The 25,831-nt window shown below is 64.3% G+C and carries 25 protein-coding genes and 2 pseudogenes; 13 read left to right on the top strand and 14 right to left on the bottom strand.

Annotated features, from left to right (window positions below; all coding sequences use genetic code 11):
* Positions 1-37 precede the first annotated feature (37 nt).
* From CDO87_RS23365 to CDO87_RS23355, 3 genes are all read right to left on the bottom strand, one after another.
* Complete coding sequence (locus CDO87_RS23365; RefSeq protein ID WP_100931309.1) at positions 38-820, bottom strand: enoyl-CoA hydratase/isomerase family protein; 783 nt, start codon at positions 818-820, stop codon at positions 38-40.
* A gap of 22 nt (positions 821-842) precedes the next feature.
* Positions 843-2,426 carry an AMP-binding protein gene (locus CDO87_RS23360; protein ID WP_100931308.1) on the bottom strand — a complete coding sequence of 528 codons (1,584 nt, stop codon included), beginning with the start codon at positions 2,424-2,426 and terminating at the stop codon, positions 843-845.
* A gap of 131 nt (positions 2,427-2,557) precedes the next feature.
* Positions 2,558-3,520 (bottom strand): tripartite tricarboxylate transporter substrate binding protein, encoded by a 963-nt coding sequence (locus tag CDO87_RS23355; protein WP_254698475.1) that lies wholly within the window; start codon positions 3,518-3,520, stop codon positions 2,558-2,560.
* A gap of 168 nt (positions 3,521-3,688) precedes the next feature.
* On the opposite strand from CDO87_RS23355, the gene CDO87_RS23350 reads away from it, so the two are divergent.
* Both CDO87_RS23350 and CDO87_RS23345 read left to right on the top strand, forming a co-directional pair.
* Positions 3,689-4,147 carry a tripartite tricarboxylate transporter TctB family protein gene (locus tag CDO87_RS23350; RefSeq protein WP_100931306.1) on the top strand — a complete coding sequence of 153 codons (459 nt, stop codon included), beginning with the start codon at positions 3,689-3,691 and terminating at the stop codon, positions 4,145-4,147.
* Between the two features lie 3 nt (positions 4,148-4,150).
* On the top strand, positions 4,151-5,638 hold the full coding sequence (locus tag CDO87_RS23345; protein ID WP_100931305.1) for a tripartite tricarboxylate transporter permease: 1,488 nt from the start codon (positions 4,151-4,153) through the stop codon (positions 5,636-5,638).
* A gap of 365 nt (positions 5,639-6,003) precedes the next feature.
* Here CDO87_RS23345 and CDO87_RS23340 read toward each other — a convergent pair whose 3' ends face one another.
* Positions 6,004-6,714, bottom strand: a complete 711-nt coding sequence (locus CDO87_RS23340; RefSeq protein WP_100931304.1) for a FadR/GntR family transcriptional regulator — start codon at positions 6,712-6,714, stop codon at positions 6,004-6,006.
* Between the two features lie 201 nt (positions 6,715-6,915).
* Here CDO87_RS23340 and CDO87_RS23335 point away from each other — a divergent pair, with 201 nt between their 5' ends.
* The 6 genes and pseudogenes from CDO87_RS23335 (at position 6,916) to CDO87_RS23315 (ending at position 12,720) form a co-directional block, all read left to right on the top strand.
* Positions 6,916-8,112: a mandelate racemase/muconate lactonizing enzyme family protein gene (locus CDO87_RS23335; protein WP_100931303.1), complete on the top strand. Its 1,197-nt coding sequence runs from the start codon at positions 6,916-6,918 to the stop codon at positions 8,110-8,112.
* Positions 8,109-8,705 (top strand): annotated as a pseudogene (locus CDO87_RS23330) (SDR family NAD(P)-dependent oxidoreductase); the annotation flags it as partial. The gene CDO87_RS23335 and the pseudogene CDO87_RS23330, both read left to right, overlap by 4 nt.
* Positions 8,668-9,909 (top strand): TRAP transporter large permease subunit, encoded by a 1,242-nt coding sequence (locus CDO87_RS23325; protein ID WP_100931302.1) that lies wholly within the window; start codon positions 8,668-8,670, stop codon positions 9,907-9,909. The pseudogene CDO87_RS23330 and the gene CDO87_RS23325, both read left to right, overlap by 38 nt.
* Before the next feature lie 175 nt (positions 9,910-10,084).
* Positions 10,085-10,360: an FAD:protein FMN transferase gene (locus CDO87_RS27625; protein ID WP_157815100.1), complete on the top strand. Its 276-nt coding sequence runs from the start codon at positions 10,085-10,087 to the stop codon at positions 10,358-10,360.
* A 378-nt stretch (positions 10,361-10,738) separates the two neighbouring features.
* Positions 10,739-11,860, top strand: coding sequence for a copper-containing nitrite reductase (gene nirK / locus CDO87_RS23320; protein ID WP_100931301.1), 1,122 nt, complete (start codon positions 10,739-10,741; stop codon positions 11,858-11,860).
* 71 nt (positions 11,861-11,931) lie between these two features.
* On the top strand, positions 11,932-12,720 hold the full coding sequence (locus CDO87_RS23315) for an SUMF1/EgtB/PvdO family nonheme iron enzyme (RefSeq protein WP_100931300.1): 789 nt from the start codon (positions 11,932-11,934) through the stop codon (positions 12,718-12,720).
* 7 nt (positions 12,721-12,727) lie between these two features.
* Here the strand turns inward: CDO87_RS23315 and hemN are convergent, their stop codons facing one another.
* The 8 genes from hemN to CDO87_RS23280 are packed head-to-tail and all read right to left on the bottom strand — an operon-like array spanning position 12,728 to position 19,693.
* Positions 12,728-14,083, bottom strand: coding sequence for an oxygen-independent coproporphyrinogen III oxidase (gene hemN, locus CDO87_RS23310; RefSeq protein ID WP_100931370.1), 1,356 nt, complete (start codon positions 14,081-14,083; stop codon positions 12,728-12,730).
* A gap of 51 nt (positions 14,084-14,134) precedes the next feature.
* Positions 14,135-14,812: an NnrU family protein gene (locus tag CDO87_RS23305; RefSeq protein ID WP_100931299.1), complete on the bottom strand. Its 678-nt coding sequence runs from the start codon at positions 14,810-14,812 to the stop codon at positions 14,135-14,137.
* Positions 14,809-15,027, bottom strand: coding sequence for an NnrT protein (locus tag CDO87_RS23300; RefSeq protein WP_100931298.1), 219 nt, complete (start codon positions 15,025-15,027; stop codon positions 14,809-14,811). Before CDO87_RS23300 ends, CDO87_RS23305 begins: the two co-directional genes overlap by 4 nt.
* On the bottom strand, positions 15,024-15,194 hold the full coding sequence (locus CDO87_RS27105; protein ID WP_198521912.1) for a hypothetical protein: 171 nt from the start codon (positions 15,192-15,194) through the stop codon (positions 15,024-15,026). The genes CDO87_RS23300 and CDO87_RS27105 overlap by 4 nt, the downstream gene beginning before the upstream one ends.
* A 1-nt stretch (position 15,195) precedes the next feature.
* Positions 15,196-17,073 (bottom strand): nitric oxide reductase activation protein NorD, encoded by a 1,878-nt coding sequence (locus tag CDO87_RS23295; RefSeq protein WP_100931297.1) that lies wholly within the window; start codon positions 17,071-17,073, stop codon positions 15,196-15,198.
* A gap of 4 nt (positions 17,074-17,077) precedes the next feature.
* Positions 17,078-17,872, bottom strand: a complete 795-nt coding sequence (locus tag CDO87_RS23290) for a CbbQ/NirQ/NorQ/GpvN family protein (protein WP_100931296.1) — start codon at positions 17,870-17,872, stop codon at positions 17,078-17,080.
* 3 nt (positions 17,873-17,875) lie between these two features.
* Positions 17,876-19,219 carry a cbb3-type cytochrome c oxidase subunit I gene (locus CDO87_RS23285; protein ID WP_100931295.1) on the bottom strand — a complete coding sequence of 448 codons (1,344 nt, stop codon included), beginning with the start codon at positions 19,217-19,219 and terminating at the stop codon, positions 17,876-17,878.
* A 21-nt stretch (positions 19,220-19,240) separates the two neighbouring features.
* Positions 19,241-19,693, bottom strand: coding sequence for a cytochrome c (locus CDO87_RS23280; RefSeq protein ID WP_100931294.1), 453 nt, complete (start codon positions 19,691-19,693; stop codon positions 19,241-19,243).
* 125 nt (positions 19,694-19,818) lie between these two features.
* Between CDO87_RS23280 and CDO87_RS23275 the strand changes: the two genes are divergently transcribed.
* Positions 19,819-20,031 carry a DUF1858 domain-containing protein gene (locus CDO87_RS23275; RefSeq protein WP_100931293.1) on the top strand — a complete coding sequence of 71 codons (213 nt, stop codon included), beginning with the start codon at positions 19,819-19,821 and terminating at the stop codon, positions 20,029-20,031.
* A 3-nt stretch (positions 20,032-20,034) separates the two neighbouring features.
* Here the strand turns inward: CDO87_RS23275 and CDO87_RS23270 are convergent, their stop codons facing one another.
* Entirely contained in the window at positions 20,035-20,724 is a 690-nt protein-coding gene (locus tag CDO87_RS23270) for a Crp/Fnr family transcriptional regulator (protein WP_100931292.1), read from the bottom strand.
* A gap of 101 nt (positions 20,725-20,825) precedes the next feature.
* Here CDO87_RS23270 and CDO87_RS23265 point away from each other — a divergent pair, with 101 nt between their 5' ends.
* The gene (locus CDO87_RS23265; protein ID WP_100931291.1) at positions 20,826-21,254 is read left to right on the top strand and encodes a pseudoazurin; all 429 of its coding nucleotides are present in this window, start codon (positions 20,826-20,828) and stop codon (positions 21,252-21,254) included.
* 79 nt (positions 21,255-21,333) lie between these two features.
* Positions 21,334-22,548, top strand: a complete 1,215-nt coding sequence (locus CDO87_RS23260) for an NnrS family protein (protein WP_100931290.1) — start codon at positions 21,334-21,336, stop codon at positions 22,546-22,548.
* On the opposite strand, the pseudogene CDO87_RS27335 reads toward CDO87_RS23260, so the two are convergent.
* A pseudogene (locus tag CDO87_RS27335) lies at positions 22,536-22,801 on the bottom strand (transposase); the annotation flags it as partial. The gene CDO87_RS23260 and the pseudogene CDO87_RS27335 sit on opposite strands and share 13 nt — an antisense overlap.
* A gap of 217 nt (positions 22,802-23,018) precedes the next feature.
* On the opposite strand from CDO87_RS27335, the gene CDO87_RS23255 reads away from it, so the two are divergent.
* A complete protein-coding gene (locus tag CDO87_RS23255) occupies positions 23,019-23,705 on the top strand; it encodes a GntR family transcriptional regulator (protein WP_100931289.1) in 687 nt (228 codons plus the stop codon).
* Between the two features lie 464 nt (positions 23,706-24,169).
* A complete protein-coding gene (locus tag CDO87_RS23250; protein ID WP_100931288.1) occupies positions 24,170-25,831 on the top strand; it encodes an FAD-dependent oxidoreductase in 1,662 nt (553 codons plus the stop codon).

Raw genomic sequence — 25,831 nt, 5'->3', positions numbered from 1 at the left:
GCCGGGAAAAACCGTTCGCGACAAGGGACCCGGTGCTCTACCGCCCCTTGAAGACCGGTGCGCGCTTGGCAGCAAAAGCGGCGACGCCCTCGACGTAGTCATCGCTGGCCTCCGCCTCGCGGGTGAGGGCGGCGATCTCGTCTGCCAGCCCCTCGGGCAACTGTGTGGCAAGGCGATTGAAGACCGTGCGCGCCGCCGCCACGGTCAGGGGCGACTTGTCCGCTATCCTGGCCGCAAGCGACAGTGCCGCCGCCAGCGGATCGTCCGCGACATCCCCCCAGGCAAGACCCGTCGCCACCGCCTCCGCCGCGTCGAGCGATGCGGCGGTATAGATCATGTAGCGTGCGGCCTGTGGTCCCACGAGGGCCGCCAGACGCGCAGTGCTGTCGGCCGGATAGACCAGCCCCAGCCGCGCCGGCGGAACCGAGAGAACGGCGCGCGGCCCCACCAGCCGGAAATCTGCGCGCAGCGCCAAGGTCATGCCGCCGCCCACGCAGGGTCCGTCGATGGCAGTGATGATCGGCAACGGCACATCGGACAGCGTGGCGTAGCAGCGCATGATCGTGTTCCAGTAACGGTCCCGCTTCACCGGATCCTTGCTGGCCTCCGCGAAGGCCCCGATGTCGTCACCGGCGCAGAAAGCGCCGGGAACACCGGTCAGCACGATCGTCCGCACCTCCCGGTCGTCGCCGAGTTCGCCCAAGCCACGCGCCAGCGCATCCCAGGCAGCCTCGTTCAGCGCGTTCCGCTTTTCGGGGCGATTGATGGTGATCACCCCGATGCCGGGTGCGGGGCGCGAGACGGTGATGATCTGGGTCATGGGTGCGTCCTTTCGCGGCGGCTCAGGCGGATTTGCGGCCCGGTTTGTAGCCGGTCGCGTCAAGATCCCAGGCGCCCTCGGTGCCGCGCGACAGTTCCTTCTTGCGGATGCGCTGGGTCGGGGTCTTGGGGAACTCTTCGATCACCGCAACATAGCGCGGGACCTGATAGTAGGGCATGCGCGTCTCGCAGAAGGTCACAAGCTCCATCGGATCGAACGCAGCGCCATCGACCAGTTTCACGAAGATCTTGAGCTCGTCTTCGCCAAGCTCGCTGGGCACGCCGACCAGAGCGCTTTCGGCAACCGCGGCGTGCTTGTTCACCACCTGCTCGACCTCCCAGGCCGAGATGTTGATGCCGCGGCGGCGCAGCATCTCCTTCTTCCGGCCAGCGTAGAAGATGTAGCCGTCCTCATCCATCCGCCCAAGATCGCCGGTCAGCAGCCAGCCGTCGCGCACGGTGTCCCGGGTGGTCTGCTCATTGCGGAAATAGCCGAGGAAGCCGAGCCCCTTCTGCGTGCCGCGGGCCACGATCTCGCCGGTTTCGCCGCGGGGCACTTCGTTGCCCTCATCGTCGGCGATCATCATGTCGAAAAGCGACAGCGGCCGTCCGCACGAGCCGACGCGGCCGTCCTTGTTCAGCGTCACGAAAGTGATCAGCTCCGAAAGTCCGTAACCCTCGCGCAGTTCGACGCCAAAGCGCTCCTCGACGTCCCGCCAGATTTCGGGCGGGCAGCCGCCGCCCCAGGCGATGCGCACATTGTGGTCGCGGTCGCGTTCGGAAGGTTTTTGCTTGAGGAGCAGCGGCAACACACCGCCGAGGTAATGGATGTGCGTGACGCCATGCCGGCGTACGTCGTCCCAGAAGCCCGAGGCGCTGAAGCGTTCCACCATGGCCAGGGTCACGCCGCCGATGACTGCCGAAATAATCACCGCGACGCCTGCGCCGTGGTGAAGCGCTTCCCAAAGCAGGAAGACGTCGCCCTTCTTTGCGTCGGTGATGTTCAGCACGGCCATCGGGCCACCGCGCAGGGTCCGGTCGGATTTCAAAACGCCCTTCGGCGCGCCGGTGGTCCCCGAACTGGGGGTCAGGGCCAGCACGTCGTCAGGGCCGAAGACAGCGTCCGGTTCCGCGTCGGAGGCGGACGCGACCTGCGCCTCGTAGCTGTCCGGCGCCGGGGTCTGCTGGCCGCGCCAGAACATCGCAGGGCGAGGCGCGGTTGCGAAAGCGGCTTCAAGCGCCTCTGCGTAGGCTGCGTCCGCGATCAGCGCCGCCATGTCGTAGGAGGTGAAGTAATGCTCGAGAGAGTCGCCCTTGGCGTGGATATTCACCGGGACGCGCACGAGTCCCGCCTTCATCGTCGCGAAAATGGCGACGATGTGGTCGGGGTGGCTGGGCAGCATCAGCCCCACGCGGTCGCCGGGTGCAAGCCCCGATGCGAGCAGCGCGTTTGCCACCTTGTTCGCGGCGCGGTTGATATCCGCGATCGTGTAGACGTCATCCTTGAACTTCAGAAAGATGCGATCCGGGTCGGTTGCGGCGCGCTGCGCCAGCAGGTCTTTGAACAGGACATCGTTGACCGGGTCCATCTCTACGCTTTGGGACATTGAAACTTTTTCCTCGGAGAAATTTTCCGGGCGGTGGGCCCGGCAGGGGGCGCCCTGACCGCAGCATCGGTGCGGTCAGGGCGCGCGTTGTTTTCGGTCACCGCCCCGCAAGGGCGGTGACCGATTGCAGATCAGTCGAAATCGACCGCGAGCACGCGCTCGGACCAGGTATCCACCTCGGCCTCGTAGATTTTGCCTGCATCCTCGGGCGCATCCGTCGAGGGCACGATGCCGCGCTCGCCCATCTGCGTGACGAAGGCCTCGCTGCTCACCGTCTCCTGCAGCGCGGAGCGAAGCGCGGACATCGTCGCCTCGTCGATGTCCGACGGGGCCAGCAGGCCGTAGACCGAGGCCACGTTGAAGCTGTCGAGGCCCGCGTCAGTTGCGCTCGGCACGTCGGGAAGCATGTCGATGCGCTCCGGCATCGCGACGACCATCGGCTTGATCGCCCCGGCCTCGAGCTGCGGCAGGGCGGTGGAGACGGTCGCGACCATCAGCGACACCCGGCCCGCCACCAGATCGACCATCGCCGGAGCACCTCCGGTGTAGGGGATGTGCTCAAGCTCGATACCGGCGGCATCGGCGAACACAATCGCGCCCAGATGCTCGGTGGAGCCGATGCCGGAGGAGGCATAGGTCAGCGGAAGCTCTTCCGCCTTTGCGTATTCGATCAGCTCTTCGATCGTGTCGGCGGGGATGTTGTTCGCGGCCACCAGCATCAGCGGCACGCGGCCCACGGCGCCCACGGGGGCGAAATCGTCCTTGAGCACATAGCCGGCGGTGTCGGGGTTGAGCGCGCTGGTGATGGCGTTGCTTGTCACCGAGGTCATCAACAACGTGTAGCCGTCGGCCTCAGCGTTGGCGACATACTGGTTGCCGATGCTGGCCGAGGCGCCGGGCCGGTTCTCGACGACAAAGTTCTCGCCCATCAGCTTGCCCATCTCGGCGGCGGTGACGCGACCGACGTAATCGACGGTTCCGCCGGCGTTGTAGGGCACGACGACGCGCACGGGCTGGGTCGGAAATTCCTGCGCCAGCGCAGGCGTGGCAAGAGCGACAGCGGCGGCGAGCACCCGAAGGACAGAATTGATCATGATGTTTCTCTGTATTGCATAGCAATTGTTGTAATTGTTTTTAAACGATGCGACCATCGTTCCATCTTGTCAAGCGCCGGTTCGCCAGCGCAGGACAAAAGCACCCAGCCACCCAAGAGCCGGGGCAGAAACCAAAAATAACAACCTAAACAGAGAGGTAGTCCAAAGATGACCGCCATTAGCCACCGCCTTGCGTCTTCGGACGTGCTCGCCGGAATCGTGATCGTTGCCCTGAGTCTGGGATTCGGAATCGGGGCGATATCCTACGACATCGGCAGTCTCGCCCGGATGCAGGCGGGCTTTTTCCCGCTCGTCCTAGGAGTGATCGGTACGCTGCTCGGCGTCGCACTGATCATCATGGGGCTTGCCCGGCAGGGTGAGATTCCGCGCCCGCCTGCGCTCCGGCCGTTGCTGTTCATTTCAGCGGCCTTCATCGCCTTCAGCCTGACCATCGACCGGCTGGGCCTTATCCCGGCGATCGTGATCTGCGGCACTATCGCCGCAAAGGCCACCCCCTCGACCACTTGGCGCGAGGCACTGATGCTGTCGGCCGGGCTTGCCGTCGCCATCTGGCTCCTCTTCATCGTGCTGTTGTCCATGCCGATCCGCGTCTGGGCAGGTTTCTGATCTATGGATATTCTCGCCAACCTGATCGGCGGTTTCGCCAGTGCGCTGTCTCCGGAAAACCTGCTTTTCTGCTTCATAGGCGTGACTGTGGGCACCTTTGTCGGTGTGCTGCCAGGCATCGGATCCATGATCGGGATCTCGATCCTGTTGCCGATGACCTTCTACCTGTCACCCGAGGCCGCGCTGGTGATGCTCGCCGGCATCTATTACGGCGGAGAATATGGCGGGTCGATCTCGTCGATCCTCATCAATCTGCCGGGCTCGGCGTCTAGCGCGGTGACCAGCATCGAGGGCTACCAGATGACGCGGCAGGGCAGGGCGCCCGTGGCGCTCTTCATCACTGCCATCGCATCCTTTCTGGGCGGCACCATCGGTATCGTGCTGCTGACGGCGTTCTCGCCGATTCTCGCGGATTTGTCGCTGCGCTTCGGTCCGGCCGATTACTTTTCAATCATGGTGCTTGGTCTGCTGGCATCGACCACGATGACCCAGGGCGCGGTGCTCAAAAGCTGTGCATCGGTGGTCCTTGGGGTGATGTTCGGCACCATCGGCACCGACATTAACACCGGCGTACAACGCTTCACCTTCGGCACGATGGAGCTGTTCGACGGCATCAGCATCATCATCATCGCAATGGGTGTGTTCGGCATCGCGGAGATCCTGGCCACGGTGATGAGTGGCGATCACATGTCGGTAAAGGCCAACGTGCGCCTGCGAGACATGCTGCCCACGCGGGATGACCGTAGGCGCAGTGCCATGCCGATCCTGCGCGGAGGGCTGCTCGGTTCGCTGCTGGGCGCACTGCCTGCCACCGGGCCGACCATCGCCTCCTTCCTGGCCTACACCCTTGAAAAGCGTGTGAGCCGACGGCCCGAGGCCTTTGGCACGGGAATCATCGAAGGTGTCACCGCGCCGGAGGCGGCCAACAGCGCCGCGGCGCAGACCGCTTTCGTCCCCACGCTGACGCTGGGCATCCCGGGCAGCGCAACGATGGCGCTGATCCTCGGTGCACTGCTGATCCACGGCATCCCCGCGGGGCCGCGGCTGATCACCGACCACGGAGACATGTTCTGGGCGTTGGTGGCGAGCTTCTGGATCGGCAACGTGCTTCTGCTGGTCCTGAACATACCCTTGGTAGGGATCTGGATCCGGTTCCTGTCGATCCCCTATCGCTTGCTCTATCCGGGAATCATCTGCCTGATCTGCGTCGGCGTCTACAGCGTCAAGCTGACCAGTCTGGACATCCTGATCGTACTGGGCATCGGGCTTCTGGGCTACGCAATGCGCCTGGTAAACATAAGCGGAGCACCATTGTTGATGGGCTTCATTCTGGGGCCGATGCTGGAAGAGAACATGCGCCGCGCCCTGTTGATGTCCCGGGGGGACCTGACCACTTTCATCACCGAGCCGATCAGTGCCACCGTATTGGGCGCGACGGCGCTATTGATGCTGTGGTCCGGCGTCCGGGCGTTCCGGCAGCGCCGCGTTTGAGGCATCCGGGCGGAGGGGACGTTGCCTCTCTTCTTCGCCCGGGTACACGATCGTTGCGGAAAGGGTTTCGCGGTGATCTGTCTTTAGCCTTTCTCGTTGGTCGCATTCATCACCGACGGGAAAACACCCGATCAGGCTACTTCAACCGGCCGAGGCCTGAAGCGGTGGCGGCCTAAACAAGGCAGAAAACCACTTAGAAAATGCCGGGAAACTGTTCAGAGAAACCGAACCACCGCTATCAACCAGAGCGGAGCTTGGCTATCTCGATGCTGCTCGGCGACAAGGTTGGCAGGTTGCTCAGTTTTTGGTGACAAACCCGAATCTTTAGAAGCAACCTAATCCCAAGATCGACTTGAACGCGCCCTTCAGGTCACGCCAGCACGCAGCAGCACGCTGACAGCACTGTCGAAGTGTTCGGACATGGCGGCTTCGGCGCGGCTGGCATCCTGCGCCATGATCGCGGTCGCGATCCGTTCATGGCATTTGATGTTGTCGCGGCGGTTCTGGTGCGTTGCACGCGAACGCCATCCGATGGCCCAGGTCTGCCGCGTGATGATCCAGAAACTGTCGACGAGCATGGAATAGAGATGATTGCCCGAAGCCTTTGCAATCAGGGAATGAAAGCGGATGTCCAGTTCCATGAGGTCCGTATGCCCCCCCTCGAGGGCGGCAAACATGCGGGTGGTGATGTCCAGCAGCTCTGTCGCCTCGGCGTCGCTGCGCCGCATCGCAGCCAGGCCAACGGTGCGCATCTCCAGCGTCCTGCGCACGTCCAGCACCTGCTGAATGCTCAATCCCCGGCTATAGGTCGCGTGGTCGAGAACGAGGCTCAGGGCCGAGGCATCTGGCAAGGCCACGCGCGCCTTGCGCGACCCGCCGATATCGAGAATCCGCAGCGTGGCAAGGCCGCGCAGCGCTTCGCGCGTCACGGGTCGGGACACGCCCAGGTGTTCCGCAAGAGCGGCCTCTGACGGCAGCGCGTCGCCGGGGCGCAGGCCCTGCGCGCGGATCAGGTCACGAATGCGCTTCATGGCCATTTCGGCCAGCCCGGGCTCGCCGGATATGGGATTTGTCATGCGGTGCCTCCCTTCGGCGTTGGTTGCGGTGATTCCCGCCAGTGAAGGGCGAAATCCGGCTTCTAAGTGGATTCTGCAACCATATTGTCTGACAATCTATCGGAAATTGTCACGAAATGTAGCCACCTGCCAACGCGACAGATAGGCATTGCCGTGACGAACGCTACCGGCCTGACCGGACGCGCAGGGAGGACATCTGACGTGAAGATCACCGCCATTCGTACCTATCGTGCGGAGGAATTCGCCAACGTGCTTTGGGTCCACGTGGAAACCGATGCCGGGATTACCGGGCTTGGCGAAACCTTCTACGGGGCCGAAGCCTGCGAGGCGCACATCCACAACACGCTTGCCGTGCGGCTGTTGGGGCAGAACCCTCTGAACATCGAGGCGCTGCACAAGGAAATGGTCAGCCTGCCCAATGCGCAGGCCAGCACGGGCGTCGAATATCGCGCCGCCTCGGCCATCGACATCGCGCTGTGGGACATCTTTGGAAAAGTGGCCGGCCAGCCGGTGCATGTGATGCTCGGCGGACAGTCGTGGGAGCGGATCCGCGTCTACAACACCTGCGCGGGCACCCGCTATGTGCGCACCAACAAGATCAAGCCGGTCGACACATGGAACCGGGACGAGGGCCAGTACGAGGACCTCGACGCCTTCATGACCGATGCGGGTGCGCTGGCCGAGGACCTGCTGGACAAGGGCATCACCGCGATGAAGATCTGGCCCTTCGATCCGCCCGCGATCGAGAACAAGGGCATGTTCATCACCGCGGACCAGATGAAGACGGCGGTGAAGCCCTTCGAACAGATCCGCAAGGCTGTTGGCGACCGGATGGAAATCATGGTCGAGCTGCATTGCCTGTGGAACCTGCCCGTGGCCAAGGACATCGCGCGCGTGCTGGAGGACTACCAACCGCGCTGGTACGAGGACCCGATCCGCATGAACAACGCGCAGGCGCTGGCGGAATTCGCGGCATCGACCTCGGTCTGGACCTGCGCGTCGGAAACGCTGGGCTCGCGCTTTGCCTACAAGGAATTCCTCGACCGGGACGCCGCGCATGTGGTCATGGCGGACCTGTGCTGGACCGGCGGCCTGACCGAGGGGCGCAAGATCGCCGCCATGGCCGACACCTACCACCGCCCCTTTGCGCCGCATGACTGCATCGGCCCCGTGGGCTTTGCCGCCGCGATCCACATGTCCTTCAGCCAGCCCAACACGCTCATCCAGGAATCGGTTCGCGCCTTCTACAACGGCTGGTATCGCGAACTGGTGACCGAGGTGCCGCGCATCGAGGGGGGCTACGTCTACCCGATGGACGGCCCCGGCCTGGGCACCGAGCTGCGCCCGGAATTCTTTGACCGCAGCGATCTGACAACACGCATTTCGGAGGTTTCATGAGCCATCCCCTGTTCGATCTGACCGGCAAGACCGCCCTCATCACCGGCTCTTCGCGTGGTCTGGGCCGCGCCTTTGCCGAGGGCCTCGCGCAAGCCGGGGCGCGCATTGTCCTGAATGGCGTCAACCAAGAACGGCTTGAGGCCGCCGCGCAGGCGATGCGCGATCAGGGCTACGACGTGCTGACAGCGGCCTTCGACGTGGCGGATGAGGCGGCGATCGTCGCGGCCTTCGAGACGCTGGATGCGGAGGGCATCGACGTCGACATCCTCGTCAACAACGCCGGCATCCAGTTCCGAAAGCCGATGCTGGAACTCGAGACCGCCGATTGGCGCCGCGTCCTCGACATCAATCTGACCGCTGCCTTCGTCGTCGGGCGCGAGGCCGCGAAACGCATGGCCAAGCGGGGCAGGGGCAAGGTGATCAACATCGGCTCGCTCACCTCGGAACTGGCCCGCGCAACGGTGGCGCCCTACACGGTCGCCAAGGGCGGCATCAAGATGCTGATCAAGGCGATGGCGGCGGAGTGGGGCGAATTGGGCATCCAGTCTAACGCCATTGGCCCGGGCTACATGGTCACCGACATGTGTCACGCTGCTGGTCGCGCTGGTCTTTGCCCTCCTGGGGTATGGCACCATGGCGGTGCCGATCATCACCTCGCGGATCTACACCTTTGTCGAGAGTTTCGTCTTTGTCTCGGTGCCCATGTTCGTGCTCATGGCCGCGCTGCTGGACCGATCCGGCATCGCGCGGGACCTGTTCGACGCGATGAAGCTGATCGGCGGCCGGTTGCGCGGCGGGGTGGCGGTTCAGACGATCTTTGTCGCAGTGGTACTGGCCGCGATGTCCGGGATCATCGGTGGCGAAATCGTCCTGCTGGGCATGATCGCGCTGCCTCAGATGCTGCGGCAGGGCTATGACCGCAAGCTCGCCATCGGCGTGGTCTGCGCGGGCGGCTCGTTGGGCACGATGGTGCCGCCGTCCATCGTGCTGATCATCTACGGTCTGACGGCCAACGTCTCGATCGGGGACCTCTTCACCGCGGCCTTCATCCCCGGCTTCATGCTGGCGATGTTCTACGTGATCTATATTCTCGTGCTGTCCTACAGCAGACCGAACATCGCGCCGCCGCCCGATCCCGTGCCGATCCCGAGTGCGGAAAAGATCAAGCTGCTCAAAGGGCTGATCCTGCCGCTGCTGGTCGTCTTCTTCGTGCTGGGTTCGATCTATGCCGGGATCGCCTCGGTGACCGAAGCCTCTGCCGTGGGCGTCGGCGGCGTGCTGCTGTCGACAGTCCTGCGGGGTGAGTTCTCGTTTGCCATGCTGCGCGACAGCGCGATGCAAACGCTGGCCACCGTCGGCATGATCGTCTGGATCGGCATCGGCGCCACGGCGCTCGTGGGGGTCTACAACCTGATGGGGGGGATCCGCTTCATCTCGGAGCTGATGACGGGTATTTCCGACAATCCGACGGTCATCGTGCTGGTGATGATGGCGATCCTCTTTGTGCTGGGGGCCTTCCTCGACTGGGTGGGGATCGCGCTTCTGACGATGCCGATCTTCGTGCCGATCATCAAGACGCTCGGCCTCGACCCGGTGTGGTTCGGCGTGCTCTTCGCCATGAACATGCAGGTCAGTTTCCTGTCGCCGCCCTTCGGCCCGGCGGCCTTCTACCTGAAGTCGGTCGCGCCGCCGGACATATCGCTGGGCGAGATCTTTCGATCGTTGCTCCCCTTCATTGCACTGCAAGTCCTGGCGGTTGGTCTGCTGGTCGCCTTCCCGGGGATCACCGGACGCTGACAGTTGCATGGCTCCCTGAAACTGGAAGAAAAACGGGACATAGACCACTGTCGATGGCACGCGAAATGTACCACGCGACTGAAGGTTCATTCGATCTGATTGTCCAGCCGCTGTTTGCCGCCCATGCCAATGCGGCCGTGCGGGGTGACCAGTCGAAATCGAGGCGGCACAATCCATGGTCGGACTCGACAGTGTGACGATGGATGATACCGCCGTGCGTCTCGGGCGACCCTGCATGGCATTGACGCTAAACGAGGTTGCGCAAGGATGTGGAACAAACAGCCTGTTGCGGCGCTTGCACCGCAAAGGACTGCGCGATGCAATGAACGTGGGCGAGATCTGCGCGGTGGGGCGGCTGGATGGGCAAGGCTGGTCGGTGCGGATGTCTTCGGGGCACAGATTGAGCTTGGGGGTCCGTACTGTCACTACCTCGACGCGGTCGGCACCTTGATCTGGGCACCGCTTGGGGTTGGCCACATATTCGCACCGACTGGCAGGAGCGCGATCCGCTCCGTTCCCACCAGCGCCCTGCAAGATAGTGCTGCCGTAACGGATGCAGCGTCGACGGCCGTCGAGGTCCTGACCAAAGATCGTCTCCATCTGCTCGATAAGGTCGACCTCATAGGGGCCCGACATCGGCAACCGGAAGGGAATGTTCTCGTGCAACCCGGGGAGCGATGCTTCTTGTAGGTCACCCTGCCGGCATTCCCCCCTCGAGCCCGTCAAATGCGTACCAAGTCGCCGGGAACTTGCATTTCCGCAACGTTCCGCGCCGCGCCTCCGGATAAACTCTTCTCAACGCGCAGACATACCGAGAAGGAATGAGAAAATGCTTACGAGAAGAGCCGCATTGATGGGCGCAGCCGGGGTTGCCTCGCTTCCGATCCTGGCCAAGGCTGCGCATGCAGAGACTGTGGCGGCCCCGCTTGCGGCCCCTGCGGACCTGTCGAGCCTCACCCGCATCAAGCGCAAGCTGATCGCGCCGCCCTTCGTGCACGACCACGAACAGGTTGCGCCCGGCGCACCCCGCATCGTCGAATTCGAGATGAAGATCGCCGAAAAGGAGATCGAGGTCGATGACGGGGCCTATCTGCAGGGCATGACCTTTGACGGGTCGATCCCGGGTCCGATGATGGTGGTGCACGAAGGGGACTACGTCGAGCTGACCCTGATCAACCCCGAAGACAACATGCTGCCGCACAACATCGATTTCCACGCCGCGACAGGGGCCTTGGGTGGTGGCGCGCTGACTCATGTGAACCCGGGCGAAAAGACCATCCTGCGGTTCAAGGCAACGCGTCCGGGCACCTTTGTCTATCACTGCGCACCGGGCGGCCCCATGATCCCGTGGCACGTCGCTTCGGGCATGGCGGGGACGATCATGGTGCTGCCGCGTGACGGGCTGAAAGACCACGAGGGCAACCCGGTCAGCTACGACCGCATCTACTATATCGGCGAGAACGAGTTCTACATTCCCAAGGACGAGAACGGCGATTACAAGCGCTACGCCGATGTTGGCGAAAGCTATGCCGACACGCTCGAGGTGATGAACGGGCTGATCCCGACCCACGTTGTCTTCAACGGCAAGGTCGGCGCGCTGACCGGCGACAACGCGATGACCGCCAATGTCGGTGAGCGGGTGCTGTTCGTCCACAGCCAGGCCAACCGCGACACCCGTCCGCACCTGATCGGCGGGCACGGCGACCTGGTTTGGGAGCACGGCAAGTTCAACAACGTCCCCGACCGCGACATGGAAACCTGGTTCATCCGGGGCGGTTCGGCGGGCGCGGCGCTGTATACCTTCCTGCAACCGGGGGTCTATGCCTACGTGAACCACAACCTGATCGAGGCGGTGAACCTTGGCGCAACCGCACATGTGAAGGTCGAGGGCGACTGGAACAACGACCTGATGGAACAGGTCCTTGCCCCAAGTGATCTGAACGCGATCTGATGCAGCCAAAAAGGAAAGACAGGGGGCGGTCGCAGGATGTGACCGCCTCTTTCATTTGATCGGAGGAACCGATGAAAATCGTTGTTGCCATGGCGGCGGTCGGCGTCGCGTTCGTTTCGGGGATCGCAGCGCGACAGCAGGCAGATCCGCCCTTCGATCCACCGGAAATGGTGCATGTGGCCACAGGTGGGATCGCGTTTCGCCCGTTGGGGAATTTCTCTCGGTCTGGAAAGACGCGTACGCCGCGGCCGGTGCCGATGACCGTGCAGGGCTTTGACATCATGAAATACCAGGTGAGCGGGGCGCAATACGCCGCCTGTGTGGCAGACGAGGCATGTGACCGGGTCCGCACCGTGCCGCCTGACGCCCCGCAGACCGGGGTCAGCTGGAAGGACGCCACCGCCTTTGCCCGCTGGTATGCCAAGCGGACCGGTGCGGACTGGCGCTTGCCCTCCGACGTCGAATGGCAGCTGGCTGCAGCGGAACGCTACGGCGACAGCGGACCGGATTACGCGGTTGCCGATCCGGGCGCGCAGATGCTGGCGAGCTATGAAAACGGCGCGACCCTGCGTCGGGATGCCGACCCGACACTATATGCCGCCGGTGAGTTCGGCCTGAACTCCAACGGTTTGGCGGATGTGTCAGGCAATGTCTGGGAATGGACAGATGGCTGCATGCAGAACGGCGAATTGGCGGCGGATGGCACCGTGGCAGAGACGGAACCCTATTGCGGTGTGCGCATCGCCGGAGGCGTGCACCGCGCTGCAGTGATCGATTTTGTCCGCGATGCTAGTGTCGGCGGCTGCGCCGTGGGGCTGCCGCCGGATCACCTTGGCTTCAGGCTGGTGCGGGGGAAATGACCCCCGCTTACGACGCCTGACTGTAGCGGATGCCATCGGGGACATGCGCATCGAAGGCGCTGGCGATGATCCGCGTCAGCGCACGGCCCTCGGGCGCGATGGTCAGTGCATCCTCCGTCACCACCACCAGATCGCCGAACCGCCCGCTCAGCAGAGCGATCTCTGCATCCAGCGTTGCGGTCTGTCCGCCAAAGGCGTCCCGCAGCGCCGCGCGGTCCAGCCGGAACTCGCACATCAGCATCTCGATCGCGCGGGCGCGCAGCAGGTCGTCCGCGGTCATCAGGTGGCCGCGCACACCGGCCAGCTGCCCGGCCTCGATCCGCTGGACATAGGCGGCGGTGGCGGGTGCGTTCTGGACGTAACCTGTGGGCAGGCGCGAGATCGACGAAGCGCCAAGACCGATCAGCGTCGGGCAGGTATCGTCGACATAGCCCTGGAAATTGCGCCGCAGATGCCCGGTGGCAGCGGCGCGGGCGAGCCCATCACCCGTGCGGGCGAAATGGTCGATCCCGATGGCGGTCATCCCGGCGCTGTTGAACCGTGCGGCGGCAAGCGTCGCCAGCGCGTGGCGCGCCTCTTCGGCCGGCAGGGCGTCTTCGGGGATCAGCTTTTGCCGCTTGGACACCCAGGGCACATGCGCATAGCCGAACAGTGCAACGCGGTCGGGTGCCAGCTCCAGCACCTTGGACACCGTATCATCCAGCCGTTCGGTGGTCTGGTGCGGCAGACCATAGACAAGGTCGGCGTTCAGCGAGCGAATGCCCGCCGCGCGCAGGTCGTCAACGCAGGCCTGCGTGATGTCAAAGGGTTGTTCCCGCCCAATGGCGGCCTGCACCATAGGGTCAAAGTCCTGAATGCCGATGCTGGCGCGGTTCATGCCCTCGGCAGCCAGTGCCGCGATCTTCGGGCGGTCGACCATGGTCGGGTCGATCTCGACCGAGAATTCGCAATCCTCGGTGGCCGGGATCACCGCTCGGACCGCCTGCGCCAGACGGTGGATCATCTCGGGCGGCAGGATCGTCGGCGTGCCGCCACCCCAATGCATCCGCCCCATGCGCAGACCCTTGGGCAGGATGTCCCTGAGCAGCGCAAGTTCCTGTTCCAGCGTGCCGAGGTAGCTTTCCACCGGGGACAGGGTCTTCGTCCCCTGCGTGCGGCAGGCACAGAACCAGCACAGGCGTTCGCAGAACGGAATGTGCAGATAGACGGACACCGGCTGGGCCGGGTCCAGTGCGGCCAGCGCGCGGGTTTGGTCGGCGGAGCCTACGCCGGGCGCAAAGACCGGCGCTGTGGGATATGAGGTGTAGCGGGGCACCCGGCTGTCGAACAGGCCAAGGGATCTGAGGCGGTCTAGGTGTTTCATGCGGCCGATATGCGCCTTTTCCGGCGGCACGACTTTGCGCAGGATCAAGCTTCAGACAGGAAAGGGCGAAACGCCGATCACGAGCCCGTGCAAGTGGAGCAAGGCCACCCACACCAACAAGCCCATCGCGCTGCGGATAAGCACGCGGCGCAGGTTGGCGCGTCGCCACGCCGAGCAGGTCATGGGTTTCAGCGACAGGAGCGCCGTGTGCGCGAAGATATCCGCCCGAGCCGCGCGCCGCGCCTTTGCATCGAAGGCCAAGATGGCGGCCAGTGCCATGGCGGCGAAGCTGCCGAAGAGAATGACATGGGCAAGATCCCCGTTCGGAAACAGGTGCGCCCCGGCCCACAGCGCCAGCGCAAGGAACAGCGGATGGCGCGAGACGGCTGCAAAGCCGGGCTGCGCGGGATCGAATGTCTTGCCCCCGCCAAGGGTAAAGGGTTGCGCCGCACCGATACCGCAAGCGACAACCACCAGAGCCACAGGCATCGCGAGGTTCGGAACCCAGCGCGTCCATGGCAATTGCGGCCAAAGCTCCACATAGGGGGCGCGCCCGGCGGCAGCGATCACCCAGACCAGCAGGGCCAGCGAGATCACGCCATAGGCAGCGAAATAGACCCGGCGTCCCACCGCGCCGATCAGCCTCTCTCGCAGGCCGCCGAGGCGCGGCACGAAATGGCTGGCCGCAAAAAGTGCGAGCGCAAGGGTGTATTCGGCCCAGCCGGTCATGCCTCGTCCGCCTCCTTCATCAGCCGCATGATGTGACAGGCAAAGGCGTAGGTCGCCGGGGCACCGATCACCAGCCCCCCGGCGGCAGACTGCCACGGCGTCAGCACGGGCCAGCCCAGCCAGGACCCGATCAGCGAGGCAAAGAACAGGTTCACCCCCATCGCCCCCGCACCGAACGGATAGAGCCCGGCCAGCAGTTTCCATCCGGGTTTCATCTGCGGCTGACCAGTAACTGCACGGCGACGAGGGCCAGTATCAGGGCGACCGATCCGACGAAGAACCAGAATTCGGCCACATCTGTCTGCGGCTGCGGGATGGGCCGGTCGAAAGTGGCCAGCGCTGGGGCGGGGATCAGGGCGGCAAGGATCAAAAGACGTTTCATGTCAGCTCTCCATGGTCAGGGTCTGGTAGATGTCAGGCAGGGCGCGGGGCAGGCGCTGCGGATCGGGCAACAGGGTGAACCCGGCGCGGCCAAAGATCCGCGCGAACCAGTCCTGTCCGTCCTGATCGACGATCACGCCATGCACCGACTGCCCCAGCGCGCGGGCCTCGCGGACGGCCATGCGGCTGTCCTCGATACCGTGCGGGCCTTCGTAGTGGTCGAGGTCATTAGGTTTGCCATCGGTCAGCACCAGCAGCAGCCGGCGGGTCGCACCCTCATCTGCCAGTTGCGCCGAGACATGCCGGATCGCGGCCCCTAGCCGGGTGTAGTGCCCGGGGCGAAAGCCGCCGATGCGGGTGGTGACAGCCTGTGACATCGGTTCGGCAAATGTCTTGGCCCGGTGCAGGAAGACGCGGTCGCGTTTCAGCGACGAGAACCCCCAGATCCCCAGCCGGTCGCCCGCCGTGTCGATGCCACAGGACAGCGCGGCCAGCGCCTCGCGCGCGGTTTCGATCACCGAGGTATCGCCGAGCGCAGCCTCGGTCGACCGCGAGCAATCCATCAGGATCGCAACGCTCAGGTCACGCGCCATCGGGCGGCCCGATTGCCACACCCGGTCGCTGCCCTGTTGCCCGCAGGCCATGTCGGTCTGCGACGTCACCACCGCATCGAGGTCCAGATCATCGCCGTCCAGCTGCCGGGGCAGGATCACGCGGCGGGGATGCAGGGGCGCGAACTGCCGTCGCACGCGGGCGACAAGGCGCGGATCGGGGGCGTAGTCGGCGCGCGGTTTGGCCTCGGCCTCCAGCACGCGGGTGTGGTCGGGCATGTAGGCTCCGGTGCGGCGGTTCCATTCGGGATAGGTGAATTTGCCCGCAAGCCGTTCGTGGTCCGCATCCTGTGGCGACAGGTCCAGCGACAGGCGCAGTCGGGTGGCGGCGCGTTTCATGTTCTGAGACAGGGTCAGGTGGTCCTGATCCTCGGCAGCCTTGGCGGCGTTGTCCTGATCGTCGTCATCGACCATGCGGTTGATGTTCAGGCTTTCGGCCCAGGACATGATCGACTCGAACCGGTGCACGATGAAGCTGTCGTTGCGATTGGCCTGATCGCGGTCTTCGCGGCGGGCCTCCTTGCGGGTGGGCAGGGCCATCGCGGGGGCAGCGGCCTCGTCACTCGCCGCGGCGGGCCGGTCGCTGCGGGTTCGGGGCCGCAGGCGCGGCCAGATCGGCAGTGGCGCGAAGGTCCGGTAGCCGCGCGGGGCCGGGCACGTCAGGCACTCACGCTGGGGTGCGTGGCCACAGAGCTGGTCCAGCAGCATCCGCTCGATACCAGCCTCGCAATGCGGCAGGCCTGAGCGGTGCCGGTTCAGAGTGATGTGGGTGCAGAATTGCCCGTGAGGCCCGCGCAGGCCGGGGCAGGCGGCGTAGGCCCGGTCGGAGGCCTGCGCCAACGCGTCGATCTGGGCCCGGTCGGCAGCCAGAGGGTCGGCTTGCGGTTCGGGCAGATCGACAAACGCCGCCAATGCCGTGAGCCAAAGATAGCAGGCCCGGTTCAGATCGCGCGTGGGAAAGGTGTCGATCACCGGCGGCAGGCGCAGGCGGTCCCCGTCGAAATCGGCATCACAGGTCTTTTCACGGGGCGTCCCGATGCGCCGCAGCCGGTCGGGGCGATGGTCGGATGTGGTCAGCGGGGCCGGGGTGATCTCCACCCCCGCCGCGCCGCCAAGCGCCCGGAACAGCGCCAGCACCGAGGGCCGCATCGCGTCGAACGTCACCGCCCGGGCTTCGTCCCCCGCAACGGCCCCCCAGCGCGACGCCATGTCGTGCCAGAGGTTGCCGACGGTCTCTTCGGGCTCCATCAGGTCGAGGACGTGGATCATGGCGTCACCCGTAGATCACGGCGGCCAGATCGCGCAGCGCCTGCTGCACATCCGGCTCGTCGGAAAGCGGTTCGATGATGGCGGCCTCGATGGCGCGATCCACCGCCATGCCGCGCGCAATCATCGTGGCCGCATAGATCAGCAGGCGGGTCGAGACACCTTCCTCCAGATCCATGCCCGACAGCGCGCGGATCTTGCCCGCCAGCCGGACGAGGGCAGTCGCCCGCGCTTCGTCCAGCCCGCTTTCGCGCATGACCACCGGGGTTTCGACCTCGGGTGTCGGGAAGTCGAAGCCGATGGAGACAAACCGCTGCCGAGTGGACGGCTTCAGCTTTTTCAGCATGTTCTGGTAGCCGGGGTTATAGCTGGCCACCAGCATGAAGGGCTTGGGCGCCTGCAGCTCTTCGCCCGTGCGGTCGATGACCAGACGGCGGCGGTCGTCGGTCAGCGGGTGCAGGACCACGGTCACGTCCTTGCGCGCCTCGACCACCTCGTCGAGGTAACAGATACCGCTCTCGCGCACGGCTCGGGTCAGCGGGCCGTCGACCCAGACGGTTTCGCCGCCTTTCAGCAGGTAGCGTCCGATCAGGTCCGCCGCCGACAGGTCGTCATGACAGGCGACGGTATGCAGCGGCAGGTCCAGCCGTGCAGCCATGTGTTCGACAAAGCGTGTCTTGCCGCAGCCTGTCGGCCCCTTCAGAAGAAGGGGCAGGCAGTTTTCATAGGCCGTCTGGAACACCGCGCATTCGTCGGATTGTGCGTGGTAGAACGGCAGGTCGGTATGGATCAGGTCTTTCATGGCTCACTCTCCGGGTACGGCGACGGGGCCGGGTTTCACCACCTCGCGGCGCACCACGAGCATCGAGTAGATGAACAGCAGGGCACCCAGCACCACGGCGATGCCCGAGCCGAAGCGCATCAGGTAGAACAGGCCCAACTGATCCTGCACGTCCATGTAGTAGTCGCCGACGATGCGCTGCATGTGGGTTTGGATCGTGCCGGCAAAGGTCAGCGTGAAGGTCATGAAGGCCATGCCGCCGGTCATCAGCCAGAAGCTCGCCATGTTCAGCACCTGATTATACGGGTCCCGCTTCCGCAGGATCGGCATCGCATAGGTGAACATCGCCAGGTTCAGCGCCACGTAAGCGCCGTAGAAGGCGAGGTGCCCGTGGGCGGCGGTGATCTGAGTGCCGTGGGTGTAGAAGTTCACCCCGTGCAGCGTGTGCAGGAAGCCCCAGACGCCCGCGCCGAAGAAGGCGACGGTGGAGGACCCCAGCGACCACAGCAGCGCGGCCTTGTTGGGGTGGTTCTTGCGGCCTTTCCAGACCATGATGAAGGCAAAGGACATCATGGCAAAGAACGGGACCACCTCGAAGGTCGAGAAGATCGAGCCGATCCACTGCCAGTAGCCCGGTGTGCCGATCCAGTAGAAATGGTGCCCGGTGCCGAGGATGCCGGAAAACAGCGCGGTGGCGACAATGATGTAGAGCCATTTCTCGATCACCTCGCGGTCGACCCCGGTCAGTTTCAGCATCAGGAAGCCGAGGATCGCAGCCATGACCAGCTCCCAGGTGGCCTCGACCCAGAGATGCACGACCATCCACCAGTACATCTTGTCGAGCGACAGGTTGTCCGGGTTGATGAAGGCGAAGACCCAGAGCAGGCACAGCAACCACAGACCCATCATCAGGATGTTGGTGATCGCCGTCTTGCGCCCCGCAAGGAACGTCAGCGAGACGTTCACGAGAAAGATCACCGCCGCCACGAGGATGCCGAACTTGACCCAGAGCGGCTGTTCGAGGAATTCGCGTCCGCCGTGAATGCCGACGAGGTACGACCCGACCGCGCCCAGCGTTCCGACCACGAGGATCGCCAGCTGGATATAGGCAAGCTTGACCGAGAATATCTCGCGCTCTGACTCTTCGGGGACAAGGTAATAGGCCGCGCCAAAGAAGCCCAAGAGCAGCCAGACGATCAGCGCGTTGGTGTGGATCATGCGCACGATGTTGAACGGCAGGACCTCGGACAATGTGTTGGGCGAAACGTAGATCCAGCCCAGCAGCAGCCCGCCCAGCACCTGGATGCCGAACAGCGCCAGCGCGGCGAGGAAATAGGCGTAAGCCACCTTTTGCGATTGGTATTTCATGTTTTTTCTCCTTTCCCACGATCAGCCCGCGTCGTTCGGCGGCCAGTTCTGGGTGTCGGTCTGATCGGCCCAGCGGAGGAATTCGGCGAGACCGCGCATCTCCTCTTCGGTGATCTCGAAATGCGGCATCTGGCGACGGCCCTCGATTCCGGAGGGCTGCGCCTGCATCCAGCCGTCCAGCATCTCGTAGGCGCCCTCGGGGTCGTCGGCGACGCCCCAGCGGGTCATCACGTTGCCGACCTCGGGGGCGAAATAGGCGCCTTCACCATGCAGCGTGTGGCAGTTGATGCAGGAATTGCGCTCCCACACATGTTTGCCGAGGACGACCTCGTCGGTCAGGGGCATCCCGGCTGTGGCTTTGTCCACGATGTGCAGGTGGCTTTGCGCCGTGAGGGCCACGAACACGACGACGAAGAATATGGATCCCCCGTAGAACACGTTCCTTGCCCGCGATTTTGTTAGGAATTCAGACATGTCGCGGTCCTGTCGAATTGTTTCGGATGACCGCTGTTTATCGGGGGCTGTCCCACCACTTGTTGTGCAAACGCAAAGAAGCCGGCGAAAGGTACGGGCAACATGTGGCTATGAAAGGACAGCCCATGTCGCAGCCCGATTTCGACGACCCGGAACTACCTCTCTCGGAACTGTTTTCCGCATGGCCGGACATGGCCGGGGTTTTCATGGACCGACGGATGCTGTGCCCCGGCTGCCTGATCGCGCCATTTCACGCCATTACGGATGCGTGTCTGGAATACGATCTGGACGAGGACGCGTTCCGCGCCGAATTGCAGGAACGCCTGGCCAAGCCGTAGCCGTCACGCCTCGCTCAGCACCACCAGGGCATGAGGATCCGTGACCACTATATGCTTGCGGGTCGATTCCACGATGCCCTCTTTCTGCCATGCCGACAGCAGCCGGCTGACGGTGTGCAGGGTGGTGCCGGTCATGTCCGAGATGTTCTGCCGGGTCACGGGAAAGGCGATCTCGATCCCCTTGTCCGTCTTGCGGCCGCTTTGATGGACCATGCGGAGCAGCGCGCAGGCGACGCGCTTTTCCACCGCCTGCGTCGCCATTTCCGTCAGGGTTTCCTGAATCTGGCCGAGGCGCTGACCGAGGGTCTTGTAGCTTTCGGTGGCAAAGCCGGGATAGCGGCTGGTGAAGTCATCCCACACACGCACCGGCCATGACAGTGCGATCGACTCGGCCGCGGCGATAGCGCTGGCGGGGTATGTGTCGCGCTGCAAGGCGGGCGCAATGCCGAACAACTGCCCCGGCGAAATGTGCAAGACGATGATCTGGTCCCCTCCGGGGGTCGTGCGGACAACCCTCAGGTAGCCGTCCAGCAGCAGGTAAAACCGGTCCGCGTCATGCCCCTCGCCGAAGATCGTCGTGCCTTCGACGTAGCGGCGCGACACTGCCTGATCGAGGATCTCGCGGATCTGCGCGCGGTCCAGCAGCGAAAAGGGCGGCAGGCCGGTCAACAGGCTTTCGTCGAGTTTCGGCAAGGTTTCACATCCGGAGTTTGTGCAAGGGCAACGTTCCGACTGCCTGTCTACGGCAAATCGGGGGCAGACGAAACAAACGGAAACGCAGAAAGGATGCTCCGATGTTCAAATCCATGATGATGACCGCCGCCCTTGCCCTGGCGGCCACCTTGGCCAGCGCCGAAACCCACGAGATCAAGATGCTGAACAAGGGTGAAGCGGGTGTGATGGTCTTCGAGCCCGCCTTCGTGAAGGCCGCACCGGGCGACGTGATCCACTTCCTTCCCGCCGACAAGGGCCACAACGTCGAGACCATCGAAGGTATGCTTCCCGATGGCGTCGACGGCTTCAAGACCAAGTTCAACGAAGAGTTCGAGCTGACGGTGGACGCGCAGGGTGTCTATGGCGTCAAATGCACGCCGCATTACGCCATGGGCATGGTCGCGGTGCTCCAGGTTGGCGACGCCGCAAACCTCGACGAGGCAACCGCCGTCAAACACAAGGGCAAGGCCACGAGCCGCATGGCCGATCTCATCGCACAGGTCGAGTGACGTCCTGTCCCTTCGTCATTTGATCGACACGGGCGGGGCCAAAGGCGCCGCCCGATTGCCCTCGGGAGAGGAGTTCACGATGACCAACCGCGAGACATACAAGGGCCCGGCGCTCTTTTCCTATGGCTTCAGACCGTTTTTCCTATCGGCTGCGCTCTTCGCGATGCTCGCTATTCCCATGTGGTGGCTGGTCTGGCGCGGCGACCTCGCACTTGCCAGCCGGTTAAACCCGGTGGACTGGCACATTCACGAGATGATCTTTGGCTATGGCGCTGCCGTCGTCGCGGGCTTCCTGTTTACCGCTGTGCCGAACTGGACCGGCCGCCTGCCGACACGCGGCGGACCTCTGATGCTGCTGCTGTCGTTTTGGATTGCGGGACGCGTTGCCGTGGCAGGGCTTACGGGGCAGGGGCCATTCGTGGTGGCGCTGATCGATCAGCTTTTCCTTCTGGCGGTGACCTTGATGATCGCGCGGGAAATTGTCGCCGGCCGGAACTGGCGCAACCTCAAGGTGCTGGTCCCCGTGACGCTGCTCTGGCTGGCCAACATCCTGTTCCATGCCGAGGCCGCGATGCAGGGAACGGCGGATCACGGTCGCCGGCTCGGGATCGCACTGCTGATCTTCCTCGTCATGTTGATCGGGGGACGCATCGTGCCGAGCTTTACCCGCAACTGGCTTGTTCAGCGCGGTGAGACCCGGTTGCCGGTGGGTTTCTCCCGCTTCGATGCGCTGTGCCTGGCGGCTGGCGCTGCGGGGCTGATTGCCTGGGTGGTCGCCCCCTACACCATGATCTGTGCCGTATTCGGGACGACAGCCGCCGTGCTGCATCTCGTGCGGGTCGCACGCTGGCGGGGCGCAGGCACATGGCGCTCGCCGCTCCTGCTGATGCTGCACGTTGCCTACCTGATGGTGCCGCTGGGATTTGCTGCCGTGGCCCTGGCCGGACTTGGCCTCGTTGCGCCGGCAAGCGGGGCGCATGTGCTGGGCATAGGTGCGGTCGGCGGCATGACCGTGGCGGTGATGATGCGCGCGACGATGGGGCATACCGGTCGGCCACTGGAGGCGGGCAGGGTCCTGTCGGGGGCCTTCGTTCTAATGATCGCGGCAGCTGCGGCGCGTGTGGCCGGCCCGGCACCGGTCGTCGCGGGATTGGACGGCATCGACCTCTCCGCGTTTCTATGGACCTGCGCCTTCGCACTCCTTGTGGCGCGTATCGGCCCCTGGCTTCTCCGCCCGAAGGCGGGCCGCAAGGTACCCCGTGCCGCAGCCAGAGTTGCGATTCATGACCAGTAGATGGCGGGCGTGGCGGGAGCGATTGCTGAGAGAAAGACCTTTGGGGAGCGGTCATAGCGGGTCGCTACCCGCCGCCGGTCCTTGAGCGTGACAAAGACGATCTGGATCGCTGCCCGGCAATGTATTGCGAAGCGATGTTACGAGTGGAGTATTTGACCGGGGTCTTGCTTTGCTTCCGGCCCGGGATGCAGGCGCGTATTCCGTTGCCTTTCAACGCGTCTCGGAACCAGCCGGCGTAATGGCCACGAACGCCGAATTCAGGCTGATCGAACCGCGGTGGGCGCGGATTTCCAAGATGTACTGTTCAACGTCGCTGGGACACTGCGTGGCTTGCCGGACGCAGGGCTCTGCGCCCCAGTTCGGTTCGCAGGGTTTGATCGTGGCCAGGAATGCGCAAAAGACGCAAGGATTTCCTTTGCCCTGCGGATTGCCCCTTCGCACGGTCCCACGAGGGGTTGTAAGACTGCGGCATGGAAACCTGGCGCTTCGAAACGGTTGAACGGGATGGCGACACTGTGGGCGACGTCGCCTACCGTCGCATCCGCTCGCACATCATTCATGGCAAGCTAATGCCCGGCGAGAAGCTGAAACTCGACCGGATGAAGGAGATCTACGGTGCGTCGGTGACGACGCTGCGCGAGATACTCAACCGGCTGGCGGTCGAGGAGCTGGTGACCGCCGAAGGCCAGCGAGGGTTCAGGGTGAGCACGGTCAGCGCCGGAGAGCTGCGGGAACTGGCGGTCTTGCGCGGTTTGCTGGAAAGCCATGCGCTGCGCGCCGCCATCGCGCAGGGGGATATCGAGTGGGAGGCCTCGGTCGTGGCCGCGCACTACAAGCTGTCCGTGGCCGAGCGCGCCCTGATCGCGGGCGACCCTGCGGTGGTGGACCGCTGGGTGGCCTGTGACTGGGGCTTCCACAACGCTACCATCGCAGCCTGCGATCAACCGATCCTGCTGCGCAGCTACGCTTCGATATTTGACCGCTTCGCCCGCTATCACCAGCTGGCTCTGGACTTTCGGGGGCAGGGCGTGGTTGAGGATCACGTCCGTCTGCGCGATCTGGTGATCGGGCGCGATGCCGATGCAGCGGTTGCGCTGCTGACGCGTCACATCGACAGCGGCGTGGCGCACTTGCTGGCCTCGGGGCGTTTTACGTGACCGTTAGATTTCTCCATCGTCGGGTTGTGCGGGCTGTCCGCGGGCGGTGAAGCTCGCCTTGCCTGAGACCGCCGAATTGTGCCGGGCATCGCCATGACAAACTAACCACTGGAGGCTTGCCAGCCTTCCTGCGTCGCGCCGCGCATTCCTCGCCGCACCTGATCGCGGAGGAAAGCGGCACATACCACCTACGCTTGCTACCGCCGTTCGTTGCTGTCGGCTGTGTGTCCAGGCGGATGCCTTGATAATCAACCTAAGGCGGCAACCCACTTGCGTCCGGCTTTATCCGCGCGACGAGGTGCAAAGGTGATTTTGTCCGCCTCAAATGAGACACGCTGCGCGCTCCGGTTGGGCAGGTGTGCGGGCCTTCGGTTTTCAGGATCTTTTGCAGCCATTCACACTGATCCGGATAATTGACATACAGTATGGCAGATGCTTCAAGTCCAACAAAGGAGCACGCACAGATGGATGAGGCAGAAGAGTTCGACCTTGTGGTGATCGGTGCGGGTGCCGCGGGTCTTGCCGCCAGCGCGACGGCTGCGCTTGCCGGGTTGCGGGTCGTGGTGCTGGAAGCGACGGACCGGGTCGGGGGCACATGCGCGATCTCTGCCGGCTGTGCCTGGTTGCCCAACACGATGCTTTCCAGAGAGGACGATCCGAACGCTGCAAGACGGTACCTCGATCACGTGGTGGGCAACGAGTCGCGTGCCGAGATGCGAGAGGCCTTCCTCGCGCGCGCGCCCGAGATGGTCGCGGAGCTGCAGAATGCGGGCGCGATCGATCTCGCACCCTTTGCGCACCATCCTGACTACCACACCGATCTGCCCGGCGCCGTGACCCGGGGCAGGGCGCTTGGGGCGCAGCCCTTCGACGGGCGCAAACTTGGATCCGCCTTCGGGTTGGTGAAGCCGCCCTTGCCGGAGTTCACGATCATGGGCGGAATGATGGTCGACCGAACCGACATCGGGCACTTGCTGCGCGCCACGCGGAGTTTGGCCAGTTTCCGCCACGCGGCGGGGCTGATGCTTCGCCACGGGCGAGACCGGCTGACCGGGCCGCGCGGGCGGCGTCTTGTCATGGGCAACGCGCTGGTCGGGCGCCTGCTTGCCTTTCTCATCGACCGCGGGGTCGAGATCCGCACCGGATGCCGCGTCGACCGCATTGTGGTCTCGGACGGGCGGGCGACGGGCGTTGCCATCGGGAAACAACAGATCGCGGCGCACTGCGGCATCGTCGTCTGCACTGGCGGCTTCTCGCATCACGCCCGGCTGAGGCAGGACCTGTTTCCGGACCCGCTGGCCGAGCAATCTGTGGTGCCTGACACCAATACCGGCGGTGGCCTGGACCTGCTGCTTGGCGCCGGTGGCCAGCTTGAACGGGGTTATTCGACCGCGGCCTTCTGGGCACCGGCGTCGGTTCGGACGCGATCCGACGGAAGCAAGGCTGTCTTCCCCCACCTGCTGTTGGACCGGGCCAAGCCCGGCATCATCGCGGTGGATGCGTCAGGGCGGCGCTTCGTCGATGAATCGACCTCGTACCACCGGTTTGTTCAGGGCATGTACCGGGCCGGGGCGATCCCTTGTCACCTTGTGTGCAACGCGGCGTTCATCCGTCAGTACGGTCTGGGCGTGATCCACCCGATGACACGGCGCCTCGGTCCTTGGGTGGCCGAGGGCTACCTTGCCGAGGGGCGCGACATCAAAGCCATCGCCACTGCAATCGGCGCCGATCCCGCAGTGCTGGCAGACAGCTTCGCGCGAAACGACCGCTATGCAGCGGAGGGGCGGGACCCGGAATTCAACCGCGGCTCAACGGCCTATTCCCGTAACCTCGGCGATCCGGACCACATCGGGCCGAACCCCTGTCTCGGGCCGATGGGGGAGGGACCCTATTACGCCGTCTGCCTGCACCCTGCGGACATCGGCACCGCCATGGGCATCGTCACCGATACCCAAGCCCGGGTTCTGGATGCCGCTGGTGCCCCTATCCCCGGCCTCTACGCCGCCGGGGCCGACATGGCGTCGGTCATGGGCGGCAGTTACCCCGGTCCGGGCATCACCATCGGACCCGCACTGACATTCGGCCATGTCGCGGCGCGACATGCCGCCACTTCGAAGGAGACCTGA

The sequence above is a fragment of the Sagittula sp. P11 genome, from assembly GCF_002814095.1.
Lineage (GTDB): Bacteria > Pseudomonadota > Alphaproteobacteria > Rhodobacterales > Rhodobacteraceae > Sagittula.
This window is presented reverse-complemented; position numbering and strand designations above follow the sequence as displayed.

Bases quoted from the DNA above. Each gene is read 5' to 3' on its own strand.
- CDO87_RS23365 (WP_100931309.1), bottom strand. From the start codon at position 820: ATGACCCAGATCATCACCGTCTCGCGCCCCGCACCCGGCATCGGGGTG.
- CDO87_RS23360 (WP_100931308.1), bottom strand. From the start codon at position 2,426: ATGTCCCAAAGCGTAGAGATGGACCCGGTCAACGATGTCCTGTTCAAA.
- CDO87_RS23355 (WP_254698475.1), bottom strand. From the start codon at position 3,520: ATGATCAATTCTGTCCTTCGGGTGCTCGCCGCCGCTGTCGCTCTTGCC.
- CDO87_RS23350 (WP_100931306.1), top strand. From the start codon at position 3,689: ATGACCGCCATTAGCCACCGCCTTGCGTCTTCGGACGTGCTCGCCGGA.
- CDO87_RS23345 (WP_100931305.1), top strand. From the start codon at position 4,151: ATGGATATTCTCGCCAACCTGATCGGCGGTTTCGCCAGTGCGCTGTCT.
- CDO87_RS23340 (WP_100931304.1), bottom strand. From the start codon at position 6,714: ATGACAAATCCCATATCCGGCGAGCCCGGGCTGGCCGAAATGGCCATG.
- CDO87_RS27625 (WP_157815100.1), top strand. From the start codon at position 10,085: ATGGTCGGACTCGACAGTGTGACGATGGATGATACCGCCGTGCGTCTC.
- nirK (WP_100931301.1), top strand. From the start codon at position 10,739: ATGCTTACGAGAAGAGCCGCATTGATGGGCGCAGCCGGGGTTGCCTCG.
- CDO87_RS23315 (WP_100931300.1), top strand. From the start codon at position 11,932: ATGAAAATCGTTGTTGCCATGGCGGCGGTCGGCGTCGCGTTCGTTTCG.
- hemN (WP_100931370.1), bottom strand. From the start codon at position 14,083: ATGAAACACCTAGACCGCCTCAGATCCCTTGGCCTGTTCGACAGCCGG.
- CDO87_RS23305 (WP_100931299.1), bottom strand. From the start codon at position 14,812: ATGACCGGCTGGGCCGAATACACCCTTGCGCTCGCACTTTTTGCGGCC.
- CDO87_RS23300 (WP_100931298.1), bottom strand. From the start codon at position 15,027: ATGAAACCCGGATGGAAACTGCTGGCCGGGCTCTATCCGTTCGGTGCG.
- CDO87_RS27105 (WP_198521912.1), bottom strand. From the start codon at position 15,194: ATGAAACGTCTTTTGATCCTTGCCGCCCTGATCCCCGCCCCAGCGCTG.
- CDO87_RS23295 (WP_100931297.1), bottom strand. From the start codon at position 17,073: ATGATCCACGTCCTCGACCTGATGGAGCCCGAAGAGACCGTCGGCAAC.
- CDO87_RS23290 (WP_100931296.1), bottom strand. From the start codon at position 17,872: ATGAAAGACCTGATCCATACCGACCTGCCGTTCTACCACGCACAATCC.
- CDO87_RS23285 (WP_100931295.1), bottom strand. From the start codon at position 19,219: ATGAAATACCAATCGCAAAAGGTGGCTTACGCCTATTTCCTCGCCGCG.
- CDO87_RS23280 (WP_100931294.1), bottom strand. From the start codon at position 19,693: ATGTCTGAATTCCTAACAAAATCGCGGGCAAGGAACGTGTTCTACGGG.
- CDO87_RS23275 (WP_100931293.1), top strand. From the start codon at position 19,819: ATGTCGCAGCCCGATTTCGACGACCCGGAACTACCTCTCTCGGAACTG.
- CDO87_RS23265 (WP_100931291.1), top strand. From the start codon at position 20,826: ATGTTCAAATCCATGATGATGACCGCCGCCCTTGCCCTGGCGGCCACC.
- CDO87_RS23260 (WP_100931290.1), top strand. From the start codon at position 21,334: ATGACCAACCGCGAGACATACAAGGGCCCGGCGCTCTTTTCCTATGGC.
- CDO87_RS23255 (WP_100931289.1), top strand. From the start codon at position 23,019: ATGGAAACCTGGCGCTTCGAAACGGTTGAACGGGATGGCGACACTGTG.
- CDO87_RS23250 (WP_100931288.1), top strand. From the start codon at position 24,170: ATGGATGAGGCAGAAGAGTTCGACCTTGTGGTGATCGGTGCGGGTGCC.